At 56.4% G+C, this 18,813-nt stretch carries 16 protein-coding genes; 5 read left to right on the forward strand and 11 right to left on the reverse strand.

Annotated elements, in window-relative coordinates; all coding sequences use genetic code 11:
* Positions 1-21: 21 nt before the first annotated feature.
* Complete coding sequence (locus tag ACP0GE_RS02390) at positions 22-585, reverse strand: hypothetical protein (protein ID WP_424830398.1); 564 nt, start codon at positions 583-585, stop codon at positions 22-24.
* A 221-nt stretch (positions 586-806) separates the two neighbouring features.
* On the opposite strand from ACP0GE_RS02390, the gene ACP0GE_RS02395 reads away from it, so the two are divergent.
* Positions 807-1,892: an endonuclease/exonuclease/phosphatase family protein gene (locus ACP0GE_RS02395; RefSeq protein WP_424830399.1), complete on the forward strand. Its 1,086-nt coding sequence runs from the start codon at positions 807-809 to the stop codon at positions 1,890-1,892.
* Between the two features lie 332 nt (positions 1,893-2,224).
* A complete protein-coding gene (locus ACP0GE_RS02400; protein ID WP_424830400.1) occupies positions 2,225-3,910 on the forward strand; it encodes a tryptophan halogenase family protein in 1,686 nt (561 codons plus the stop codon).
* A 109-nt stretch (positions 3,911-4,019) separates the two neighbouring features.
* Here the strand turns inward: ACP0GE_RS02400 and ACP0GE_RS02405 are convergent, their stop codons facing one another.
* The 7 genes from ACP0GE_RS02405 to ACP0GE_RS02435 form a co-directional block, all read right to left on the reverse strand.
* The gene (locus ACP0GE_RS02405) at positions 4,020-5,165 is read right to left on the reverse strand and encodes an ABC transporter permease (RefSeq protein WP_424830401.1); all 1,146 of its coding nucleotides are present in this window, start codon (positions 5,163-5,165) and stop codon (positions 4,020-4,022) included.
* Complete coding sequence (locus ACP0GE_RS02410) at positions 5,162-6,088, reverse strand: ABC transporter ATP-binding protein (RefSeq protein WP_424830402.1); 927 nt, start codon at positions 6,086-6,088, stop codon at positions 5,162-5,164. Before ACP0GE_RS02410 ends, ACP0GE_RS02405 begins: the two co-directional genes overlap by 4 nt.
* Positions 6,085-7,038, reverse strand: a complete 954-nt coding sequence (locus tag ACP0GE_RS02415; protein WP_424830403.1) for an HlyD family secretion protein — start codon at positions 7,036-7,038, stop codon at positions 6,085-6,087. The genes ACP0GE_RS02410 and ACP0GE_RS02415 overlap by 4 nt, the downstream gene beginning before the upstream one ends.
* A gap of 248 nt (positions 7,039-7,286) precedes the next feature.
* On the reverse strand, positions 7,287-8,234 hold the full coding sequence (locus tag ACP0GE_RS02420; protein WP_424830404.1) for an MBL fold metallo-hydrolase: 948 nt from the start codon (positions 8,232-8,234) through the stop codon (positions 7,287-7,289).
* Positions 8,235-8,583: 349 nt separating this feature from the next.
* Complete coding sequence (locus ACP0GE_RS02425) at positions 8,584-9,039, reverse strand: MaoC family dehydratase (protein ID WP_424830405.1); 456 nt, start codon at positions 9,037-9,039, stop codon at positions 8,584-8,586.
* Positions 9,040-9,051: 12 nt separating this feature from the next.
* Entirely contained in the window at positions 9,052-11,025 is a 1,974-nt protein-coding gene (locus tag ACP0GE_RS02430) for an acetyl/propionyl/methylcrotonyl-CoA carboxylase subunit alpha (protein ID WP_424830406.1), read from the reverse strand.
* Positions 11,026-11,036: 11 nt separating this feature from the next.
* Positions 11,037-12,581 carry an acyl-CoA carboxylase subunit beta gene (locus ACP0GE_RS02435; protein WP_424830407.1) on the reverse strand — a complete coding sequence of 515 codons (1,545 nt, stop codon included), beginning with the start codon at positions 12,579-12,581 and terminating at the stop codon, positions 11,037-11,039.
* A 195-nt stretch (positions 12,582-12,776) separates the two neighbouring features.
* On the opposite strand from ACP0GE_RS02435, the gene ACP0GE_RS02440 reads away from it, so the two are divergent.
* The 3 genes from ACP0GE_RS02440 to ACP0GE_RS02450 are packed head-to-tail and all read left to right on the forward strand — an operon-like array spanning position 12,777 to position 15,475.
* Entirely contained in the window at positions 12,777-13,949 is a 1,173-nt protein-coding gene (locus ACP0GE_RS02440; RefSeq protein ID WP_424830408.1) for an acyl-CoA dehydrogenase family protein, read from the forward strand.
* 40 nt (positions 13,950-13,989) lie between these two features.
* On the forward strand, positions 13,990-14,583 hold the full coding sequence (locus ACP0GE_RS02445) for a TetR/AcrR family transcriptional regulator (protein ID WP_424830409.1): 594 nt from the start codon (positions 13,990-13,992) through the stop codon (positions 14,581-14,583).
* A gap of 10 nt (positions 14,584-14,593) precedes the next feature.
* The gene (locus ACP0GE_RS02450) at positions 14,594-15,475 is read left to right on the forward strand and encodes an HpcH/HpaI aldolase/citrate lyase family protein (protein WP_424830410.1); all 882 of its coding nucleotides are present in this window, start codon (positions 14,594-14,596) and stop codon (positions 15,473-15,475) included.
* A 100-nt stretch (positions 15,476-15,575) separates the two neighbouring features.
* Here the strand turns inward: ACP0GE_RS02450 and ACP0GE_RS02455 are convergent, their stop codons facing one another.
* From ACP0GE_RS02455 to ACP0GE_RS02465, 3 genes are all read right to left on the reverse strand, one after another.
* Positions 15,576-16,613 (reverse strand): TRAP transporter substrate-binding protein, encoded by a 1,038-nt coding sequence (locus tag ACP0GE_RS02455; protein ID WP_424830411.1) that lies wholly within the window; start codon positions 16,611-16,613, stop codon positions 15,576-15,578.
* A 67-nt stretch (positions 16,614-16,680) separates the two neighbouring features.
* Positions 16,681-18,009 carry a TRAP transporter large permease gene (locus ACP0GE_RS02460; protein WP_424830412.1) on the reverse strand — a complete coding sequence of 443 codons (1,329 nt, stop codon included), beginning with the start codon at positions 18,007-18,009 and terminating at the stop codon, positions 16,681-16,683.
* Positions 18,006-18,566: a TRAP transporter small permease subunit gene (locus ACP0GE_RS02465; RefSeq protein WP_424830668.1), complete on the reverse strand. Its 561-nt coding sequence runs from the start codon at positions 18,564-18,566 to the stop codon at positions 18,006-18,008. The genes ACP0GE_RS02460 and ACP0GE_RS02465 overlap by 4 nt, the downstream gene beginning before the upstream one ends.
* Positions 18,567-18,813: the final 247 nt, after the last annotated feature.

The raw sequence follows: 18,813 nt of genomic DNA on the forward strand, positions 1-18,813 counted from the left end.
TTGCTCGACCCGACCGGCCTTCTATTGCTTTGCTTCGAATTTTGCAGGAAGCGCGTCAACCTTTGTTACGATCGTATTGATGGATCCCGCGCGGCCATTTTCGAGGTTAAAGCTGGTGAAAAGGGCTTTGCCATCGCCGACAGTTCGTATGTTACCGTTTGCTGCGCCACCAACAACGTTTGGTGTTCCGGCGGCCTGGAATGAGAACCCGCCCACGCCATCTGGTACAAATAGCAAGAACTGAGTTTCGCCCAGTTTTTCTTCCGGGCTAACCCACCGAACCCGTGCGACCAAGACGCCATGTTTTGCCTCTAGGAACTCAATAGCAAAGTTCGCTCCTTCAAAGGACTGAACTGTGCCTTCTGTAGTTACCGCGACATAGGAATATCCGTTTTCAGTCACCCAAATCGTGTTCGCCAAATCCTCTGGTGCGGGCAGGTCCTTCGCATTCAGGCTGCTGCCCAAAGCGCATACCAAGCCAGCGGCAAATAGTGTTTTCGCGGAAAATCTGTCACAGAAGAGCAGGGCGGTCGAAGCGACCCGGTAAAGCCAAGATAGGAAAGGCGAAAAGGTGCGAACGTCCATCTTAAATCTCCCAAAGAATCCTGAGTAGAATGAACTGCAATCTTAAGTAAGCCTACTGCGCGCCCTGAAGTCGCGCAACATGACGGGTTGGGTGCCCCTGTTGGGTCGAACAGGAATAGGAGACACAGCGTTAGTTAGGCATGCCTTCTATGTGATCCCATTCACAAATCTGTCCTGTTTACTGTGCTAGCCTGATCGCGCAACAACCAGAGGTCACGCCGATGAAACTTGCTGTCTGGAACATGGAATGGCTTAACGACCTTGTCGATAGCAGCCAGGGCACCCTGAACCCGGATGACCGGAACGTCCGTGGCCCGCGACCGCCGTGGGAAAGGGAGGGCCCAACCGTCGCGGAACGCATCACCCTGCTGCGTGAGGGGCTTGCTGATCTTGACCCTGACATCCTGCTGATCGTCGAAGGCCCTGACCGGACCGAGGATATGGAGGTGCTGATGGCCGCTATTTCCGATGCCGAGTGGGCCATCCACATCCAAAGTTCGCGCTTTCCCTCAGGCCCGGATAATCCGCGCCTGAACACTTCTACCCAATGCGTCGGCATCGCAGTCCGGACGGATCGCGGCACTTTCGCCAATACGCCCTTGACCATCACGGATGTAGAGAACCCGGCGGCGGGGTTGATCCACACGGCGACAGAGCCCTTTTTTCTTGATCTCGGCAATGACAAAGTGCCCGAGTGGTTTCGATACGAACGTCGCCCGCTTTGGGTTACCGTTCATCCGGCCCAGGGCTCGGATTTCAATATCATGGGATTGCATCTGAAATCGAAGGGCGTTTTCCGCGCATATGAGTGGTCACGTTGGTGGCAAATGGCGGATGCCAACCGAATGCGCCTGCTTGCACAATGTCGGCATATTCGCCAAACGTTTTTGGACACCTATCTGTCTGACGATGCGGCCCTGCCCCTGATCGTGGCGGGCGATATCAACGACGGTCCCGGTTTCGACACATCTGAAATGCGGCTCAATGCCAGCGGGGTCGAAACGCTGATGGGGTCTATCTGGAAGCCGCAGCTGAGTCTTGGAAACGCCCTGTTCGACGCGCTGGACGATAGAGACCGCGCGCGGCTTGATTTCAGTGACGTTACAACCACCCGCTTTGCGGACCCGATTTTCAACGACACTTATCACCGGGTGATGATCGACCACATCCTGTACTCTCGTAACACACCGGGTTGGGTTGCCCCGGCAGAGGTCCCGCGCGAGACGGCCGCCGGCACGGCCTACTGGAAAATTTCCGACCATTTCCCTGTCGTTACCGAAATTACCCCGCCGGTCGTTGGCCCCTGACGCCGATTGTCGATTTCACCAATTCGAAGAAGCCGCGGGACAAATAGAGCTGCGCTCCGATCTGGCTACCGGCCCCAAGTGCCCGACAAGGTGAACCGGGGCTATCGTCCAATCCAATTGTCTGTCTTCCCTGTTGTAATTGGCGCGGTCAAAGGATCAGCGTCAAACCGCGATACGTCCGCGCAGATGCCAGCAAGTCGCTGCATCCTATGCATTAGCCTGGCGCAGGAAAGCCGCCACATTTTTCCCCCAAATCAACAGGGAAAGCTGCTATACAATCTCCAAAACCAACAGGGATAGACAAATCCCGCAAAAAACAGGGACATAACCACATGAATAATCGTTTGCGCAAAATCACCATTGTGGGCGGCGGTACAGCAGGTTGGATGACCGCGCTGATCCTGGACATGGTGTTTTCACGCACGTCAGCACCCAAGGATCGACCGAAACTCTGCCTGATCGAAAGCCCCAATATCTCTACCGTGGGTGTGGGCGAGGCCACGGTGCCACGCATGCCGGTCACGCTCCGTCAGGCGGGTATTTCAGAGCGGAACTTCTTTCGCGAAACCAACGCGTCCTTCAAACTGGGTGTCAAATTCTGCAATTGGAACAAGGACGCCAAGGGCAACCGCATTGACTATGTAAACCCCTTTTCCCATGCTAACATGATCGAAGGGTTGGAGGCGGCCGAATACTTTCTGCGTTTTGGCAATGGAGACCGGGACTTTACACAATCCATCTCGCCACATGATGACCTGGGCCGCCTGTGTAAAGGCGCGCGGCAATTGGGTCAGCCCGAGTTCGAGCAGCGGTTCGGATATGCCTATCATCTGGATGCCGTGAAGTTCGCAGGGATGCTTACCAGGGTCTGCACAAAGCGCGGGGTTGAGCATATTCAGGATGAGGTCCAGTCGGTCGAGCTGGACGAGCAGGGCAATGTCAGTCACCTGATGTTGGAACGCGCAGGTCGGCATGACATTGAGATGGTCATCGATTGCACCGGGTTCCGCGGTTTGATCATCAACCAGGCTCTTGGTGAGCCGTTTCTGGATTATTCGGATTATCTGCCCAACGACCGCGCCATGGCGCTGCAGGTCGAACATCCCGACCCCGAGAAGATCGAAAGCCTTACCCGGTCGACCGCACTGGGCGCCGGGTGGACATGGCGGGTGCCTCTCTACAACCGAGTGGGCACTGGCTATGTGTTCTCATCCGCACATCGCACGGATGATCAGGCTGCGGATGAATACCTCGAATGGCTGGGCGACAGTGGTAAGGGCCTGACACCGCGCATAATCCCGATGCGCGTTGGGCGTGTGCGCAATGCCTGGGTCAAGAACTGCCTTGCGATCGGTCTGTCCGGCGGGTTTATCGAGCCGCTTGAGAGTACCGCGATCCACATGATTGATCATGCGATCCGTTGGTTTGCCGAGCACCTGCCCACACGTGAAATCGAACCGGCCCTACGGGCTAGATATAATCAGCAGATGGACAAGCTCTATAACGAAGTTCTGGAATTCATCTGCCTGCACTATCGCTTGGGCAATCGCACGGATGACCAGTATTGGATCGACGCCCGCACCGAGATGAAGCTGCCGGATCGGTTGGCCGAGAATCTGGATTTATGGCAATATCGCCTGCCGCTGGAGAATGATATCGAGTTTGCCACGCTATTTAACTTTCGCGTTTATCAAACGGTTCTTTTGGGCAAGCAGGTTTATGATACGGGCTATGGCCCGGGCATCCGCGACCGTTTGCGGCCTTTGAAGAAACCAATTTGGTTCCAGGGAATGAAGACTGCAAAATCCGACCTTGCGCGGATACTCAAAGCCATGCCGGATCACAAAACACTGCTGCGCGATATTCGAGGGGAGTTGGACCAACCCGCCTTTGGCATGGCGGCGGCGATGAAACCAACAGTCGCGATGCCGGGCACGGCACCAGCACCGGTAACGATCCAGAACATGCCGAACTTTGCCGAGATCCAAAGTGGAAAGAAGGATGTGCAACTGTTCTAAATTTCTTGCACAGCCGGTGCTGCACGTTGCTTGATGTACAACTGAGGGGCGGGGTTAATCTCCGTCCTTCAGGGACGTTCTATGATGCGTAGGTCAGTTTGCTTCAGAACTACCCCAACCGTTTCTTGAACCTGAGCGTTGCGGCCACCAATCCGAGCACCGCAAAGCCAATCATCCACAGGATCTCCCACCGCAGCTCATAAAGAGAAGCATCGCGTAGAACGACACCGCGGATCATGTCCATGAAATGGGTAGCAGGCAGGATCTGAGCGATGATCTGGACCGGTTTGGGCATGCCGTCAAAGGGAAACATAAACCCGGACATCAGGATCGAAGGGAGCAGCACAAAGATCGTCATCTGCATCGACTGAAGCTGATTTTGGGCGAGAGTCGAGATCACCAGGCCAAGGGATAAGCTGGCAATGATGAACAGCAATGTCACGACCAGCAAAGTGCCCAACCCCCCGTTTATCGGAACTTCAAACAGAATGTGACCAAGGCCGAGTATGATTGCGACCTGTATGAGGCCAAGAAAGATGTAGGGAATGATTTTCCCAACCATTAATTCGATCGACTTGATCGGGGTGTTGATCAACATCTCCATATTCCCCCGCTCACGTTCCCGGACAATTGCAGCCGAGGTGAACAGGATCATTGTCATGGTCAGGATAACCCCCACAAGCCCGGGTACGATGTTCACCGCGGACCGCTGTTCCGGGTTGAAATAAAGCGTCACCTCGAATGTGGGTACCTGCCGGTTTGGCGGCAGTCTCAGCAGTTCGGTCAGCGGCATTGTCCGCAGCGATTTAATTGCGCTGGCGACCATTGTGTCCGAACCATCCACGATCCAATGGGCGACGGGCCTGCTGCTGGTCTGGCCTGTCGCGTCGGGCAGGCCCAGCCCGACAGATGGGCTGCGGGCTACCCTATTGGCTACGTCCGATGGAATGATCAGTGCGGCGCGTACCCGGGATTCCGTGATAGCGCGCTCGGCCTCCTCTGGCGTGGAAAGTTGTTCGGTTACGGTTACAACCTGCGTGGCCTGAACGAGTTGTGTCAGCGTCCGCGACAGTTCTGTCCCGGACTGATCCACGACGGCGACCGGTACGTGGCGCAGATTTGTGTTGATTGCATAGCCAAACAGCAGCAGCTGGATCAACGGGATCATAATGACCATCGCGAACGTCATTTTGTCTCGCCGCAGTTGAAGCAGCTCTTTCTTCAGAACAGCAGTGATGCGGCGTGAGGAAATCATGACGCGTGCTCGCGGGTGGCACTGACAAAAACATCTTCCAGATTTGGCCGCTGCGGCGTCAGAGACAGTTCCGGAAAAGCGCCAAGATGGGTGCGCAGCATCTCTGCGGGCAGCGGTTCGGATTTGTCCACCAGCACGCGCAGCCGAGAGCCGACCTGTGCTGTGGACAGAATCTTGGGTTTGCCATCCAGTTCATGTTTAACCCGGCGCAAATCCGGGCCCTCAACTTCGATGACATCGGCCTGAAGGTCATCCATCAATTGGCGTGGCGATCCATCCGCCTTTTTGACACCATGCTGCAGAATGGCCAATCGATGGCAGCGTTCCGCCTCGTCCATGAAATGTGTGGACACGATCATCGTTGCGCCCTGGTCGACCAGATCGAACAGTTGCTCCCAGAATGTGCGGCGGGTTTCGGGATCAACAGCCGAGGTCGGTTCGTCCAGAAACAGAAGCTTTGGCTGGTGCATGACGGTTGCTGCAAGGGCCAGCTTTTGCCGCTGGCCGCCACTCATACTGCCGCTGAGCTGATGAATGTTTGTCGTCAGGTCGTAGGTGTTTAGCAGCTCATCAATGCGCGTCGCCGCAGCTTTGGGAGAAATGCCATAGATTTCCGCTGCAAACCTCAGGTTCTCCAATACGGTCAGGTCGCGGTAATACGAAAAGATCTGGGTCATATACCCGATTTCGTTCTTCAGTGGTTCCGCAGCCTCCGGCATCGAACGGCCCAGAACCGAGATCGTTCCGCTGCTGGGGGTCAGCAATCCGGTCAACATGCGCATGGTTGTTGTCTTGCCGCAGCCGTTGGGACCGAGGAAGCCGTAAATCTGGCCTGTTCTGATCTCCAGGTCCAGATTGTTGACCGCGGTATTTTCCCCGAACCGTCGGGTCAGGCCCTGCGTCGCAACAACGACATCGGTCATGGCATGCGAACCTGTACCGGCACACCGGCAGGCAAGTCGGATGAGGCATCAGGCAGGTCAATCTCGGCCAGATAAACCAGGCGCGTGCGGTCATCTTTGTTCAGACCGTAGTAAGGCGTGAATGACGCATCATCGCTGATCCAACGGATGACGCCGTTCAGCGGCGCATCCAGCCCGTCGACGCGCACTTCGAGCTTGTCGCCGGGTTTTAGTTTTACGCGATGCGGTTCGGGAACATAGACACGCGCGTAAGGAGTTTGCCCCGTCACCAGAACCGCCACCGGACTGCCCGATGTGACGCGTTCCCCAAGGTTCCACGGCAACGAGTCCAACACGCCGTCCCGGGTTGCGACAACGGTCAGATCATCCAGAACGGTTTGCTCGGCGGCAACTGACGCCTCGGCTGCACGCACATTGGCTTCGGCAACCGCCAAATCCTCTGGCCGGGTGCCATTTTGGAGTTCCCGCAGGGATTCCTGCGCGCTGGCCAATTCGGCCCTGGCCGAGTCCCGCAACGCCAAGTCATTTGCGACCTGTGCTTCTGTCACGACCGAGTTTTCAACCAGCCTGGCGTTTCGGTCGTAGATGGCCTCTGCATCGGCCAGCCGCGCGACGGCGCCGGCAACCTTGGCCTCGGCAATCGCGATCTCTTCTTCCCGAGGGCCGACCTGGAGCTTGAGGAGCGTGGCTTGCGCTTTTTCAAGCTCGGCCTGTGCCAGCCTCAACTTGGCGGTTTGCAAACTGTCATCAAGCTGAACCAGCGTGTCACCGGCTTTGACCAAAGTTCCCTCGGCGACGGGCAGATCCACGACAATCTCGTTTGCGGTTGCCGTCAGCGCCACACGGTCACGTGCCAGAACGCCCAGAGCCACGCTTGGATCGGTTCCGGAACAGCGATCCAAGACTGCTGGCAAAGCTGCGACAAGTATCAATGGAATAGGGATCGTCATGTTCAGCAAAAGTCATCTCCCGCGTGTGCCCTGTTAAAAGAACGCGATGTTTGCTCAAACATACAATCAGTAAGTGTTTTTGTACATATGGCGGGGCAATTTGCCTGATCCCGCCTTTAAGGAAGGTGCAGAAGAACTTGTCTGTGGGTGTGGAACCTGCGGCATTCAACCGAATGGTGAAGCACGTTGCAGAATAGGTGTTGGGAAAATGATGGCGCACTAAAGGGTACGCCATCATTTATTTTTCTTCAGTGGTTAGAATACTGCCACGGGGCCGCGTGGAATGCATATCCTGATCCGGTTTTCTCGACAAAGCCGACGCCGGGGAATGTCAAATGCGCCCCCGCAACCATGAGGCGGTCTGTTGAGACCTGATCCATAACCCGGTTCCGCGTGGCGCGGGCCTGATCCTGATCCACGTCAAAGGAAATCGTCAGGCTGGGGTCAGGGAACTGGAGGAACGGGACATGAACGATATCGGCCCAGAACAGTAATGTGTCCTGCCCTGAACTCAGAGCATAACCCGTATGGCCCGGTGTGTGGCCCGGCAACGGTAACGCCGTAAGGCCGGGCAAGATATCGGCCTCGCCTGTGAACAGACGCAGTCGATCCTGATAGGACGAAACCGCCGCAACGGCAGTGTCAAAAAACGGTCTGGCTGCCTCTGGCGCGCCAGCCCGGATATCGGCATTCGTCCAGAAATCGTAATCGGCCTGATGCACGACCATTTCCGCATTCGGGAATGCCGCGGCGCCATCGATTTGCGCGCCCCCGATGTGATCCGGATGCAAATGGGTGACGACGATCGTGTCCACTTTTTCGGGCGAATATCCAGCTGCGGCAAGCCGTTGCTGCAAATGCCCCACGGTTGGGGCAAATCCCTTGGCTCCGGTGTCGATCAGGTGAACCTTTTTGCCATCATCCAGCAAAAAAGCGTTGATTGCGGTTTTGTAGGTTTCAGGGGTCAGAAAGGCCTCGGCCTGCATCTTGTTCCAGAGGGCGGCGTCTACGGCCGGAAAAATGTCATGCGGGATTTGGGTAAAGCCGTCCGAGATTGCAGTAACGGTAACGTCTCCGATCTGAAATCTTTGGATTGCCTCTACCTGTACCAGATTTTTGGCCAGCATTGCCTTGGGCGTCAGCGCGACAGCAACACTTCCAGCCGTGGCAAATTTCAGCACATCTCTTCTATTCATGATCACCTCTCCTGCCAGCCGGCCTGATGCGCCGGAATGTTCTTCCATTTTTCTGTGGTTGGGGCCAATTTATCTGAGCAGTCTAAAATAATCAATTAATACATTAATATCATGCCAATCACGCAGGCTCTTAATAGTGCCAAGTATTGATGGTGGTCTCCTGACTTGATCTGATGTCTCTCAGCATTTCTTGAAGAAACTCGTAAAATATTTATAGATTAATAGTCTTTCCGTCTTAAAAACGGCCTTCGTTTGCGACCTGCAAATCTCAGGCGCTTGAACCGGTGCAATCCTTGTCGAAATTACAATCACGGATAGCGGGCTGGATCCGCGCCAACCGCCGAGCCCATCAATCTTGGGGCCGTTTGTGCATGAAGGCCGCCCGCTTGCATAATGCGACCCGCACGTCGTCCTGATTGAACGCTTCGTGCAGAAAGTTCACGATGCCGGCCTCCGGGCGAGACTGGCTTTCGCGGCATTCGCCCAAGGTGGTCCGGATACGCAGTGTATCGCCGTGAAACACAGGGGCGGGAAAGATCACATCCGTCATGCCCAGATTGGCAATCGTTGTCCCCAGAGTTGTTTCGTTGACAGATATGCCGACCATACAGCCCAGTGTGAACAACGAATTGACCAAGGGCCTGCCAAACTCGGTCTTTTCGGCGAAGTGCCGGTCGATATGCAGGGGTTGCGAATTGTAGGTCAGCGAGCAGAAGAACATGTTGTCCGCTTCAGTGATCGTTCGCGTGATTGCGTGATTGATCACCATGCCCTCAGAGAATTCTTCGAACCAGAGCCCGGCCATTGGGTGTTCCTTTTAAGTTGAAAGGTCGAGTTGAACCAGCAGTTTCCCCGCATCCACCGTATCCCCGGCGGTTCCATTGATGGCGGTGACCCTGCCATCAGCCCCGGCCTTCAGTTCCATCAACAGTTTCATTGATTCCATGACCACCAGCGTTTCGCCTTCCGCAACTTTGGCACCGGGTTCGGCACGCAGCTCGACGATCAGCCCCGGCATGGGCGCGGTCACGCGGTCCGGGGAGGTGACGTTTTCCTTAAGCTGTGCCGGATCGAAATCCCCTAGCAGAGTAATGGCGTGGACCGCGTCGAAATCGGGGCCCCAGACATGCACAAGCTTGCCAGCAATCAACGCGCCTAGGGTTTCGCGCACACCGTCTCGGGTCACCGAAAGGCTGTGCGGACCCGTCCATTCAACCTGTATTGGTTCATCCTTCCCACCGGCGTTCAATATAAGCCCTCCGCTTGTCGAGGTCAGCTTCACCCGACGCTCGGGAGTTTGACTGTCTGCATATGTGCTTTGAGGTGGATGGCCTGCGTTCTGCAACAGACGAAAGCCGCCCGCCACCTGCCAGGGCGATGTCGGGGCCGCAGGTCTGCAGTGGTATGCCAGCGCAGCAAGTGAAAGGCTGTCGCGGGCAGGGGGTTTCCAGCCTTCGGGCCATTCCTTGGGCAGGAAACCTGTGGTGGCGCGCCCTTTCGCAAATGTTTCACGGCAGATGGCGTCGCGCAGGAACAGACGCGTGGTTGTGAGCCCGGCGATTTCGAGCTGTTCCAATCCGTGCGCCAACTTCTGGCAGGCTATCTGGCGATTGTCGCCATAGGCGATCAGCTTGGCGATCAGCGAGTCATAGCTGGAACCGATGGCGGACCCAGCCTGAATGCCGCTATCGCACCTCAGGTCCTGGTCGATACTCCAATGCAATATTGTCCCGGTGTCCGGACGGAAATTGTCGCTGGCATCTTCGGCGGTCAGGCGTGCCTCGATAGCGTGTCCGGTGCAGGTGATCTGGTCCTGTGCAATGGACAGGGCCTGGCCAGCGGCGACCCGCAATTGCTGTTCAACCAGATCAATCCCGGTGATTTCTTCGGTCACCGTATGCTCGACCTGAAGCCTTGTGTTCATTTCCAGGAAATAGAAATCCTCGGTTGTCGCATCCATGATGAATTCGACCGTGCCCGTGCTGTCATAGGCAATCTTGCGGCCCAGCCTGATTGCCGCCGTGTAAAGCGCCTTGCGGGTATCGTCGCACAGGTTCGGCGCGGGGGCTTCTTCCAGCAATTTCTGATGGTTGCGTTGAACAGAACAGTCGCGCTCGAACAAATGCAGCATGGTGCCGTGCTTGTCGCCCAAAAGCTGCACCTCGATATGGCGCGGATTCCGGATCAGTTTTTCGATCAGAAGGCGATCATCACCGAAGGATCGCTTTGCTTCGATCCGGGCGGATGAGATTGCGTTGACCAATTCATCCGCGTCGAAAACAGCGCGCATGCCCTTGCCGCCGCCGCCCGCACTGGCCTTGACCATCACCGGAAGGCCGATTTCATGGGCGGCGTTGATTAGTGCGCTATCGGATTGGTCAGACCCGGAATAGCCGGGAACGCAGGGAACACCTGCCTGCTGCGCGATCCGCTTCGCCTCGATTTTGGACCCCATCGAAGTCATTGCTTGCAGATGCGGGCCGATCCAGACAATGCCAGCCTCGGCGCAGCCATGGACCAGATCGGGTTGCTCTGACAAAAAGCCATAGCCCGGATGGATTGCCTGAGCGCCCGTTTTGTGGGCGGCTTCAAGGATGCGATCGGTGCGAAGATAGCTTTCGGCGGCCGCAGCAGGGCCGATATGCACAGCCTGATCTGCCATCTGCACATGCAAAGCGCCCTTGTCGGCATCAGAATACACCGCGACTGTCCTAAGGCCGATCCTGCGGGCGGTTTTGATGATACGGCAGGCGATCTCGCCCCGATTGGCGATCAGAAGACTGTCAAACATGAGCGATACCCTTACATTCGGTAGACGGGACGGGCACCGGTGTCCTGATCTTCGCCTGCCGCGAGTGCGATACAGAGACCAAGAACGTCGCGCGTCTGGTTGGGTTCGATGATACCGTCGTCCCAAAGGCGGGCGGTCGCATAGTAGGGATCAGACTGTTCTTCGAACTGGGCACGAGTTGTTGCGTCCAGCGCTGCGATATCCTCTTCCGTTGCCGAGGATTTGAGACTGCTGCGGCGCAAGTCGGTGACAACAGTCGAAGCCACGTCGGGACTCATGGTGGCGATGCGCGCATTCGGCCACGAGAACAGGAAGCGTGGCCGAAAACCGCGCCCGCACATGCCATAGTTTCCCGCGCCGTATGAGCCGCCAACGAGGATCGTGTATTTCGGCACTCTTGCGTTAGAGACTGCGTAAACCAGTTTGGCGGAGTGCTTGGCGATACCGCCACGTTCTGCTTCGGTTCCGACCATAAAGCCGGTAATATTTTGAAGAAAGATCAACGGGATGTGCCGCTGATCGCACAGTTCGATGAAATGTGCGCCCTTGACGGAGCTTTCAGAGAACAGAGCCCCGTCATTTGCCAGTATTCCAACCGGATAACCGTGAATGTGGCCGAAACCGGTGATCAGAGTTTTTCCGTAATCCGGCTTGAATTCGGAAAACTCGGACCCGTCGACTATCGTTCTGATCAGCGCATGCATATTTGCTGGCCGCTTGAGATCGACAGGCGCGTAGTCTTGTGTTTCACCATGTGCCGCCAGCGGCGCGCATGAGGTCCGTGCTGGCGATGCAATCCGACGACCGTCGCCCAGGTTGGCAATGATTTCACGCAACTTTTGCAAGGCGGTTTCCTCATTTTCAGCGATATGATCGCTGACACCCGATATGCTGGTGTGCATTTCGGCCCCGCCAAGGGTTTCACCGTCGACGATTTCGTTGATTGCGGCTTTAACGATTGGCGGACCGCCCAAATGGATACGCCCGGTTCCCTTGACCATGATGACCTGATCGCTGAGCGCGGGGATGTAGGCACCCCCAGCCGTACAGCCGCCGAAGACGACCGAAATCTGCGGAATGCCCGCAGCTGACATCCGGCATTGCCGCCAGAACCCCCCGCCAAAGTGATCCTTATCAGCAAAAACGCGATCCTGTTCGGGCAGAAATGCGCCACCGCAATCCACAAGATAGATACAGGGCAGGCTGTGCTGTTCCGCGATTTCCTGCGCGCGGGAATGTTTGCGCACGGTTTCCGCAAAGAACGAGCCGCCTTTGGTCGTGGCATCATTGGCAATGATCATGCAGGGGCGGCCGTGGATCATGCCGATGCCCGTGACGATACCAGCCCCGGGCACCTCATCGCCGTAAAGGCCGTGTGCGGCCAGTGGGGATAGTTCCAGGAATGCGGTTTCGGGGTCCAGAATAAACTCGATCCTATCCCGGACGAACAATTTTCCGCGTTTGGCATGGCGGGCGCGAAACTTCTCTCCGCCGCCTTGCGAGGCAGAGGCATGGGCGCTGCGCAATTCGTCAATCAAAGCGTTGATACCGGACATCGGCGTTTCTCCGTGATCGAAGGAATTGACTTTCTACCTAACGACCGTTAGAAAATCTGTCAATACATTGAAGCAATCTGTTGAGGGTGGTGCGGGAATGGATGTCAGGGATTGGGTGATACTGAAACGCAATGGTGTGGTGTGCACGATCACTTTTTCCGCGCCGAAACATCTCATGATACCAGGAACCAGATAATGACCGCACTTGGATTTGACGCCACAACGGCCAGCAACTTCTTTTTTGAGGAAGAACACCACATGCTGCGCGCGCAGGTGCGCCGGTTTGTTGAGGAAGAAATCAAACCGAATGGAGGCGCCTGGGAAGAAGAGGGGAGCACCCCCCGCAAGGTCCTGCAAAAGATGGGTGAGCTTGGGTTCTTTGGAATCCGGTATCCCGAAAAATATGGCGGCTCGGAAATGGACGAACGCGCCACTGTCGTTTTGGCCGAAGAGCTGGGACGCAGCACATATGCTGGGGTCGCCATCACTGCGCTGGTGCATACCGACATGGCGTCCGTCCATATTTTCAACGCCGGGAATGCTGCGCAGAGGGAGAAGTATATCCCTCGCGTTATCTCGGGCGAGATCATCACCGCCGTGGGCGTTACCGAGCCCGATGCCGGGTCGGATGTCAAAGGCATCCGCACCTCTGCGCGCCGTGATGGGGATCACTACGTCCTGAACGGGGCAAAGATGTTTATCACCAACGGCGTGCAGGGCGACGTCTTTTGTATTGCCGCCAAAACTGATCCGGCAGGGCCGCCCAGTCAGAGTGTGACGATGTTCATCGTTGAGAAGGGGATGGAGGGCTTTTCCGTCTCGCGTTCGCTAAAGAAACATGGCTGGAACAGCTCGGATACTGCCGAACTTTCTTTTGTGAATGTGCGGGTTCCAGTTGAAAACGTGCTGGGTCAGGAAGGGCGCGGATTTTACGAAATCATGAAGAATTTCCAGAACGAACGACTTGTACTGGGCGCGATGGCGATGGGCGAGGCGCAGGCTGCTATTGAAATGACCGTGCAATATGTGAAAGACCGAAAGGCCTTTGGGGCGCCACTTTGGGATAAGCAGACCATCCGTCAGCGCCTGGCCGAGCTTGCTGTAAAGGTCGAGGCAGGTCGCCAGCTAGTATACTCTACCGCTGCCCGAGCTGCGCAGGGCGAAAACCTGGTGCGCGAGGTGTCTATGATCAAGGCGTTCTGCGGTGAACTGGTGAACGAGGTGATGTATGCCTGTGTTCAGTTCCATGGCGGTATGGGTTTTATGCGCAAAAGCGCGATCGAGCGCATGTCGCGCGATGCTCGTGTTCAATCGATTGGTGGGGGTGCAACCGAAGTTATGCTGGAAGAAGTCGCAAAACGGATGTGATCGGGAAGATTTGCGTTTCTTACCCTGAGGAGGGACCGTTGTGAGTGAAACTCAACACAAGTTGCGACCGAAATCCAAAGCCGCAGAAGCCAGATTAGAGATTTTGGCTATAGCGGCAGGAATGATGCGTCAGGTTGGGTATTCGGATATGTCTCTGCGTGATCTGGCGGCCGAGGTCGGTATGAAGGCTGGCAGCCTGTATTACCATTTCCCGTCCAAAGATGCGCTGGCCGTAGAGGTCATGAAGGTCGGAGTAGAGGTTGTCCAAAATGCGGTTCGATCCGAACTGACGGAGTATTCGGACGCTGATGCCCAAACCCGTCTGATTGTTGCGATGCGCACCCATCTGGAAACGCTGTTGTCAGAAAGCGATTTTTCGTCGGCGCATATACGATGCTACCCGTTTGTTCCTGAAACCGTCCGGGCAGAGCTGGCTGAAGTCCGCAGGGCATACGACAGAGATTGGAACGAGTTAATCGGCGCGTTTCTCGATGTGCCGCCAGAAGATATTCGGGTCCGCCACCTGCGCCATGCTTTGCTGGGTGCGCTGAATTGGTCATTGGAGTGGTTTGATCCAAAACGCGACAGCGTGATCGACTATATCGCATCGCTTGAAAGGCTGATCACCAAGTAGGAGGAAGGCTATGCCTCTGCCGTCACATGGTGCCCGGTCCTGGTTGTTTGTTCCGGGCAACGACTTCAGAAAGCTGAGCAAGTCGCTGACCTCCGGTGCGGATGTGATCATCTTCGACCTTGAAGATGCCGTATCATCCGATGGCAAAGCCGCCGCGCGTGCGTTGACTGCGCGGGCACTGCAGTCTGACAGCCGACCCGCCCGGTATGTGCGAGTCAACGATCTGACAACCGGACTGACAGCCGAGGATGTGGCGCAGACTATCGGGGCTTTGCCAGATGGCTATGTGCTGCCCAAATGCGATGGGCCGCGGTGCATTGAACAGCTGGCAAAACTGATACGTGACCACGCCCCTGCAAAGATGCCGGGTATTTTGGCCATCTGTACCGAGACCGTGCGTGGTGTGCGCAACCTCATGCGTCTTGATTGGTCCCATCCGATGTTGGTGGGGCTGACCTGGGGCGGTGAGGACCTGATGGTCGATTTGGGTGCCAGATCGAACCGGGGTGATGATGGCCATTATCTTTCACCATTTTCCATGGCGCGCGATCTTACGCTTTATGCTGCGAAAGAAGCGGGTGTTCTGGCAATCGACGCGGTCTTTACCGATTTTCGCGACATAAGCGGTTTGCATCGCGAAGCACAGGGCGCGGGTGCAGTGGGCTTCGACGGTAAACTGGCGATCCACCCGGCGCAGCTGGATGTCATTCACGACGCGCTTGCCTTTGAGGCAGAACAGGTCAGATGGGCCGAACGTGTCATCGCGGCGCTTGCTGCATCGGAAATCGGGGTTGCCGAGCTTGATGGCAAAATGCTGGATCGTCCGCATTTCAAACAGGCAGAGATGATCCTCAGGAACGGTGGGCGCGCCCTCAAATCACCCGGAGTTTAAGCCAGTTTTCCCATCGCTGGGAATTCAGAGCCGGAAGACGCCGGAGGCTTTGCAACGGCCTAATCTGAGTGGCCCCAGAAAGAGGCCACTCTTGTTTGCTTTATTCGAAGTTGTAGGGAACTCCGGCCTGGTTGATGACACTGTTGTATTCCCGGAAAATCCCAACGATCTTCTCGTGGACTTCCCCTTCCTGCGCAATTTCTGCCCAGAATTCCTTGGCCGCATTCTCGACCTCGGCCCACTCGGACGGCGGAACAGAGCGCAATTCCAGCTTGTCTCCATTTGCCCGCAGCGCAGCCTCACCGCCCCAATACCATTGGTTGCGATAGGTGTGGCCAGCCTCAATCCCCGCCATCACGATGGATTTGAGGTGGTCGGGAAGCTCGTTCCAGCGCTCCTGATTGGCGAACCACGATCCGATCCACGCGCCCGAGATGTTGTTGGTCAGGAAATAGTCGGTCACATCCGCCCAACCAACTGTGTAGTCCTCGGTAATGCCGGACCAGGCCATACCGTCCAATTCTCCGGTCTGAACCGCGACTTCGGCGTCTTCATAGGGAATGTTCACCGGCACGACCCCGAACTTGGCCAGGAACCTGCCAGCGGTCGGGAAGGTATAGAGCTTCAGCCCATCCAGATCGGCGACGGATGTGATTTCTTTTTTGGTATTGAAGTTGCACGGGTCCTGCCCGGCGGCGGACAGCCACTGAACACCGACCTTGGCGTATTCGTCGCGCCAGATATCTGCCAGACCGTACTGGTTGAACAGGACCGGCACATCAAGGATATGCTTGGTTGCAAAGGGGAAGTACCCACCGAAAACGCGCAGTGGCGTGGGTGAAGCCATCGAGTCATCATCCGAATGAACGCCATCAATGGTGCCGCGCTGCAGGGCCTGGAAAAGCTCTCCGGTCGGGACAATCTGATCGGCAAAGAACAGCTCGATCTCCAACTCGCCATTGGCGTTGGCGTTGATGTAGTCGATGGCCGGTTTGGTCACATGCTCTCCCAGCGCGCCACCGGCATAGGTCTGAAACCGCCATTTGATCGGGGCCTGCGCCTTTACGATTGCGGGCGCGGCGAGTGTTGCGGGTGCGGCCAAGGCGGCTGTCCGCAAAAATCTGCGTCTTGTCGTCATTGTCTTTTTCTCCCATGTTTTTAATTAACGCCGAACCGGTTGATCCGGTTTCTGGTTCTCTACGTGCTCAGTTTCCGTAGACGATGCCCGGAAGCCACAATGCGATCTCGGGGAAGGCCATCACCAAACCCAAAGCCAGTGCCATCACGCCGACGAAGGGTATGATGGAACGATAAATATCTCCAATAGTCACTTCCGGCGGCGCCATGGCCCGCATCAAAAACAGATTGTACCCAAAAGGCGGGGTCATATAGGCGATCTGGCAAGTGATCGTATAAAGGACGCCGTACCAGATCAGATCGAACCCAAGCGCCCCGACCAGCGGCACGTAAAGCGGGGCGACGATGACCAGCATGGCGGTGTCGTCCAAAAACGTGCCCATCACCAGAAAGCTAAGCTGCATAAGGATCAGGATAATCCACGGATTCAGGCCCAACTGCACCGTGAACAGGTTCTCGATTGCTTTGACCGCGCCCAGCCCGTCAAAAACCGCGCCAAAGGCAAGGGCGGCGAGGATGATCCACATAAACATGCAGGTGATTCCAAGCGTCTGCTTGATCGAGGTCTCAAAGACCTGCCAGGTCATGCGACGTTTCAAAACGGCTGCCATGAAGGCAGCGATTGCCCCCAAGGCCGAACTTTCGACCAGAGAGGTCCAGCCGTTCACAAAAGGAACCATCATCACGGCAAAGATGCCTATGGGCAGCAGACCGGCCCCCAAAAGGCGCAGTTTCTCGCCCCATGTGACCTGCGCGCGTTCCTCGGCACTCATCACCGGCCCTAGCGATGGATTCAGGCGGCAGCGGATCGCAATGTAGATAATGAACAGGGTGGCCATCATCAGACCGGGGACAACGCCAGCCAACCAAAGCTGCCCGACCGGCTGCCGTGCGATCATCGCGTAGAGGACCAAAACAACCGAGGGCGGGACAAGAATACCTAAGGAGGATCCGGCCTGTATAACGCCTGTGACCATGCGCTTGTCATAGTTGCGACGCAGCAACTCGGGCAGGGCGATAGTCGCCCCGATGGCCATGCCCGCCACGGACAATCCGTTCATTGCCGATATCAGAACCATCAGGCCGATTGTGCCTATGGCCAACCCGCCGGACAGACCGCCCATCCAGACATGGAACATGCGGTACAAGTCGTCCGCGATCCGGGATTCGGACAGGATGTAACCCATAAAGATGAACATCGGCAGCGTCAGCAGGGGATACCAGCGCATCACCTTGATCGCCGCAGCGAACCCCAGATCATACCCGCCCCGGTCACCCCACAGGAAAAACGCAGCTATCACAGCAACAAACCCGATGGCCCCAAAGACCCGCTGCCCGGTCAGCAACATCAGCATCATGGTCGAGAACATGAGCGCGGCAATCAGTTCGTAGCTCACCCGCGGTGTCCTCCTTCAAGGTCCTCGGGGGCCATATGCACGGGCTCGTCATCCTTTGGGCCCATGTCATGGCCTTGCAGCCGCAAGATGTCTTTGAACAGTTCCGAGAGTGCCTGCAACAGCATCAGAAGGATGCCAACAACCATGATGGTTTTGATGGGCCAGATATAAGGACGCCACGCAGACGAGGATCGCTCGCCCCCATACTGGAACGAATACATCAGGCTGTCCCAACCGCCCCACAGCAGAAAGGCCAGATACACGATCAGAAACAGCACCGTCATCACATCGATCTGGCTTTTCCGGCGGTCCGACCACTCTCCGTACAGCAGGTCCATGCGCACATTCGCGCCCATCTGCATCGCGTAAGGTCCGCCAAGCATATAGTACGCGACCATGGCGAACTGCGCCATTTCCAGAGTCCACAGAGAGGGAACGAAGAAGGTCTTCGATACCGACGAATAAAGCAGGATCGCCATCATGACGAAGATGCCGTACATGATGATCCGCCCAAGCATCCGGTTGGCGCGGTCCACATGCCGGACATAAGCCTTCATCACACCCGTCACGATGACGACCTTACAAAAACAGTGCCAAATAATGATCCGGCGCAGGGCGCGCGCGCCGTCGAGCGACCCGGACCCCAAAAACCATATTTGCGTGGAAATACGCCGCCTTCGCGCATGTTGAACTCTGCCCCAATACTCCCTGTGCCATCAGAGCGATATGCGTGATAGCTGTCAAGCTGACACAGGAGGAATGATGGACTTGGGGCCATGGCCAATGCTCGGCCAGAGGCAAGGG

Source organism: Ruegeria sp. (assembly GCF_965243365.1).
Classification (GTDB): domain Bacteria; phylum Pseudomonadota; class Alphaproteobacteria; order Rhodobacterales; family Rhodobacteraceae; genus Ruegeria.

Bases quoted from the DNA above. Each gene is read 5' to 3' on its own strand.
- ACP0GE_RS02455 (WP_424830411.1), bottom strand. From the start codon at position 16,613: ATGACGACAAGACGCAGATTTTTGCGGACAGCCGCCTTGGCCGCACCC.
- ACP0GE_RS02405 (WP_424830401.1), bottom strand. From the start codon at position 5,165: ATGATTTCCTCACGCCGCATCACTGCTGTTCTGAAGAAAGAGCTGCTT.
- ACP0GE_RS02410 (WP_424830402.1), bottom strand. From the start codon at position 6,088: ATGACCGATGTCGTTGTTGCGACGCAGGGCCTGACCCGACGGTTCGGG.
- ACP0GE_RS02440 (WP_424830408.1), top strand. From the start codon at position 12,777: ATGACCGCACTTGGATTTGACGCCACAACGGCCAGCAACTTCTTTTTT.
- ACP0GE_RS02415 (WP_424830403.1), bottom strand. From the start codon at position 7,038: ATGACGATCCCTATTCCATTGATACTTGTCGCAGCTTTGCCAGCAGTC.
- ACP0GE_RS02450 (WP_424830410.1), top strand. From the start codon at position 14,594: ATGCCTCTGCCGTCACATGGTGCCCGGTCCTGGTTGTTTGTTCCGGGC.
- ACP0GE_RS02430 (WP_424830406.1), bottom strand. From the start codon at position 11,025: ATGTTTGACAGTCTTCTGATCGCCAATCGGGGCGAGATCGCCTGCCGT.
- ACP0GE_RS02395 (WP_424830399.1), top strand. From the start codon at position 807: ATGAAACTTGCTGTCTGGAACATGGAATGGCTTAACGACCTTGTCGAT.
- ACP0GE_RS02435 (WP_424830407.1), bottom strand. From the start codon at position 12,581: ATGTCCGGTATCAACGCTTTGATTGACGAATTGCGCAGCGCCCATGCC.
- ACP0GE_RS02465 (WP_424830668.1), bottom strand. From the start codon at position 18,566: ATGAAGGCTTATGTCCGGCATGTGGACCGCGCCAACCGGATGCTTGGG.
- ACP0GE_RS02390 (WP_424830398.1), bottom strand. From the start codon at position 585: ATGGACGTTCGCACCTTTTCGCCTTTCCTATCTTGGCTTTACCGGGTC.
- ACP0GE_RS02420 (WP_424830404.1), bottom strand. From the start codon at position 8,234: ATGAATAGAAGAGATGTGCTGAAATTTGCCACGGCTGGAAGTGTTGCT.
- ACP0GE_RS02400 (WP_424830400.1), top strand. From the start codon at position 2,225: ATGAATAATCGTTTGCGCAAAATCACCATTGTGGGCGGCGGTACAGCA.
- ACP0GE_RS02425 (WP_424830405.1), bottom strand. From the start codon at position 9,039: ATGGCCGGGCTCTGGTTCGAAGAATTCTCTGAGGGCATGGTGATCAAT.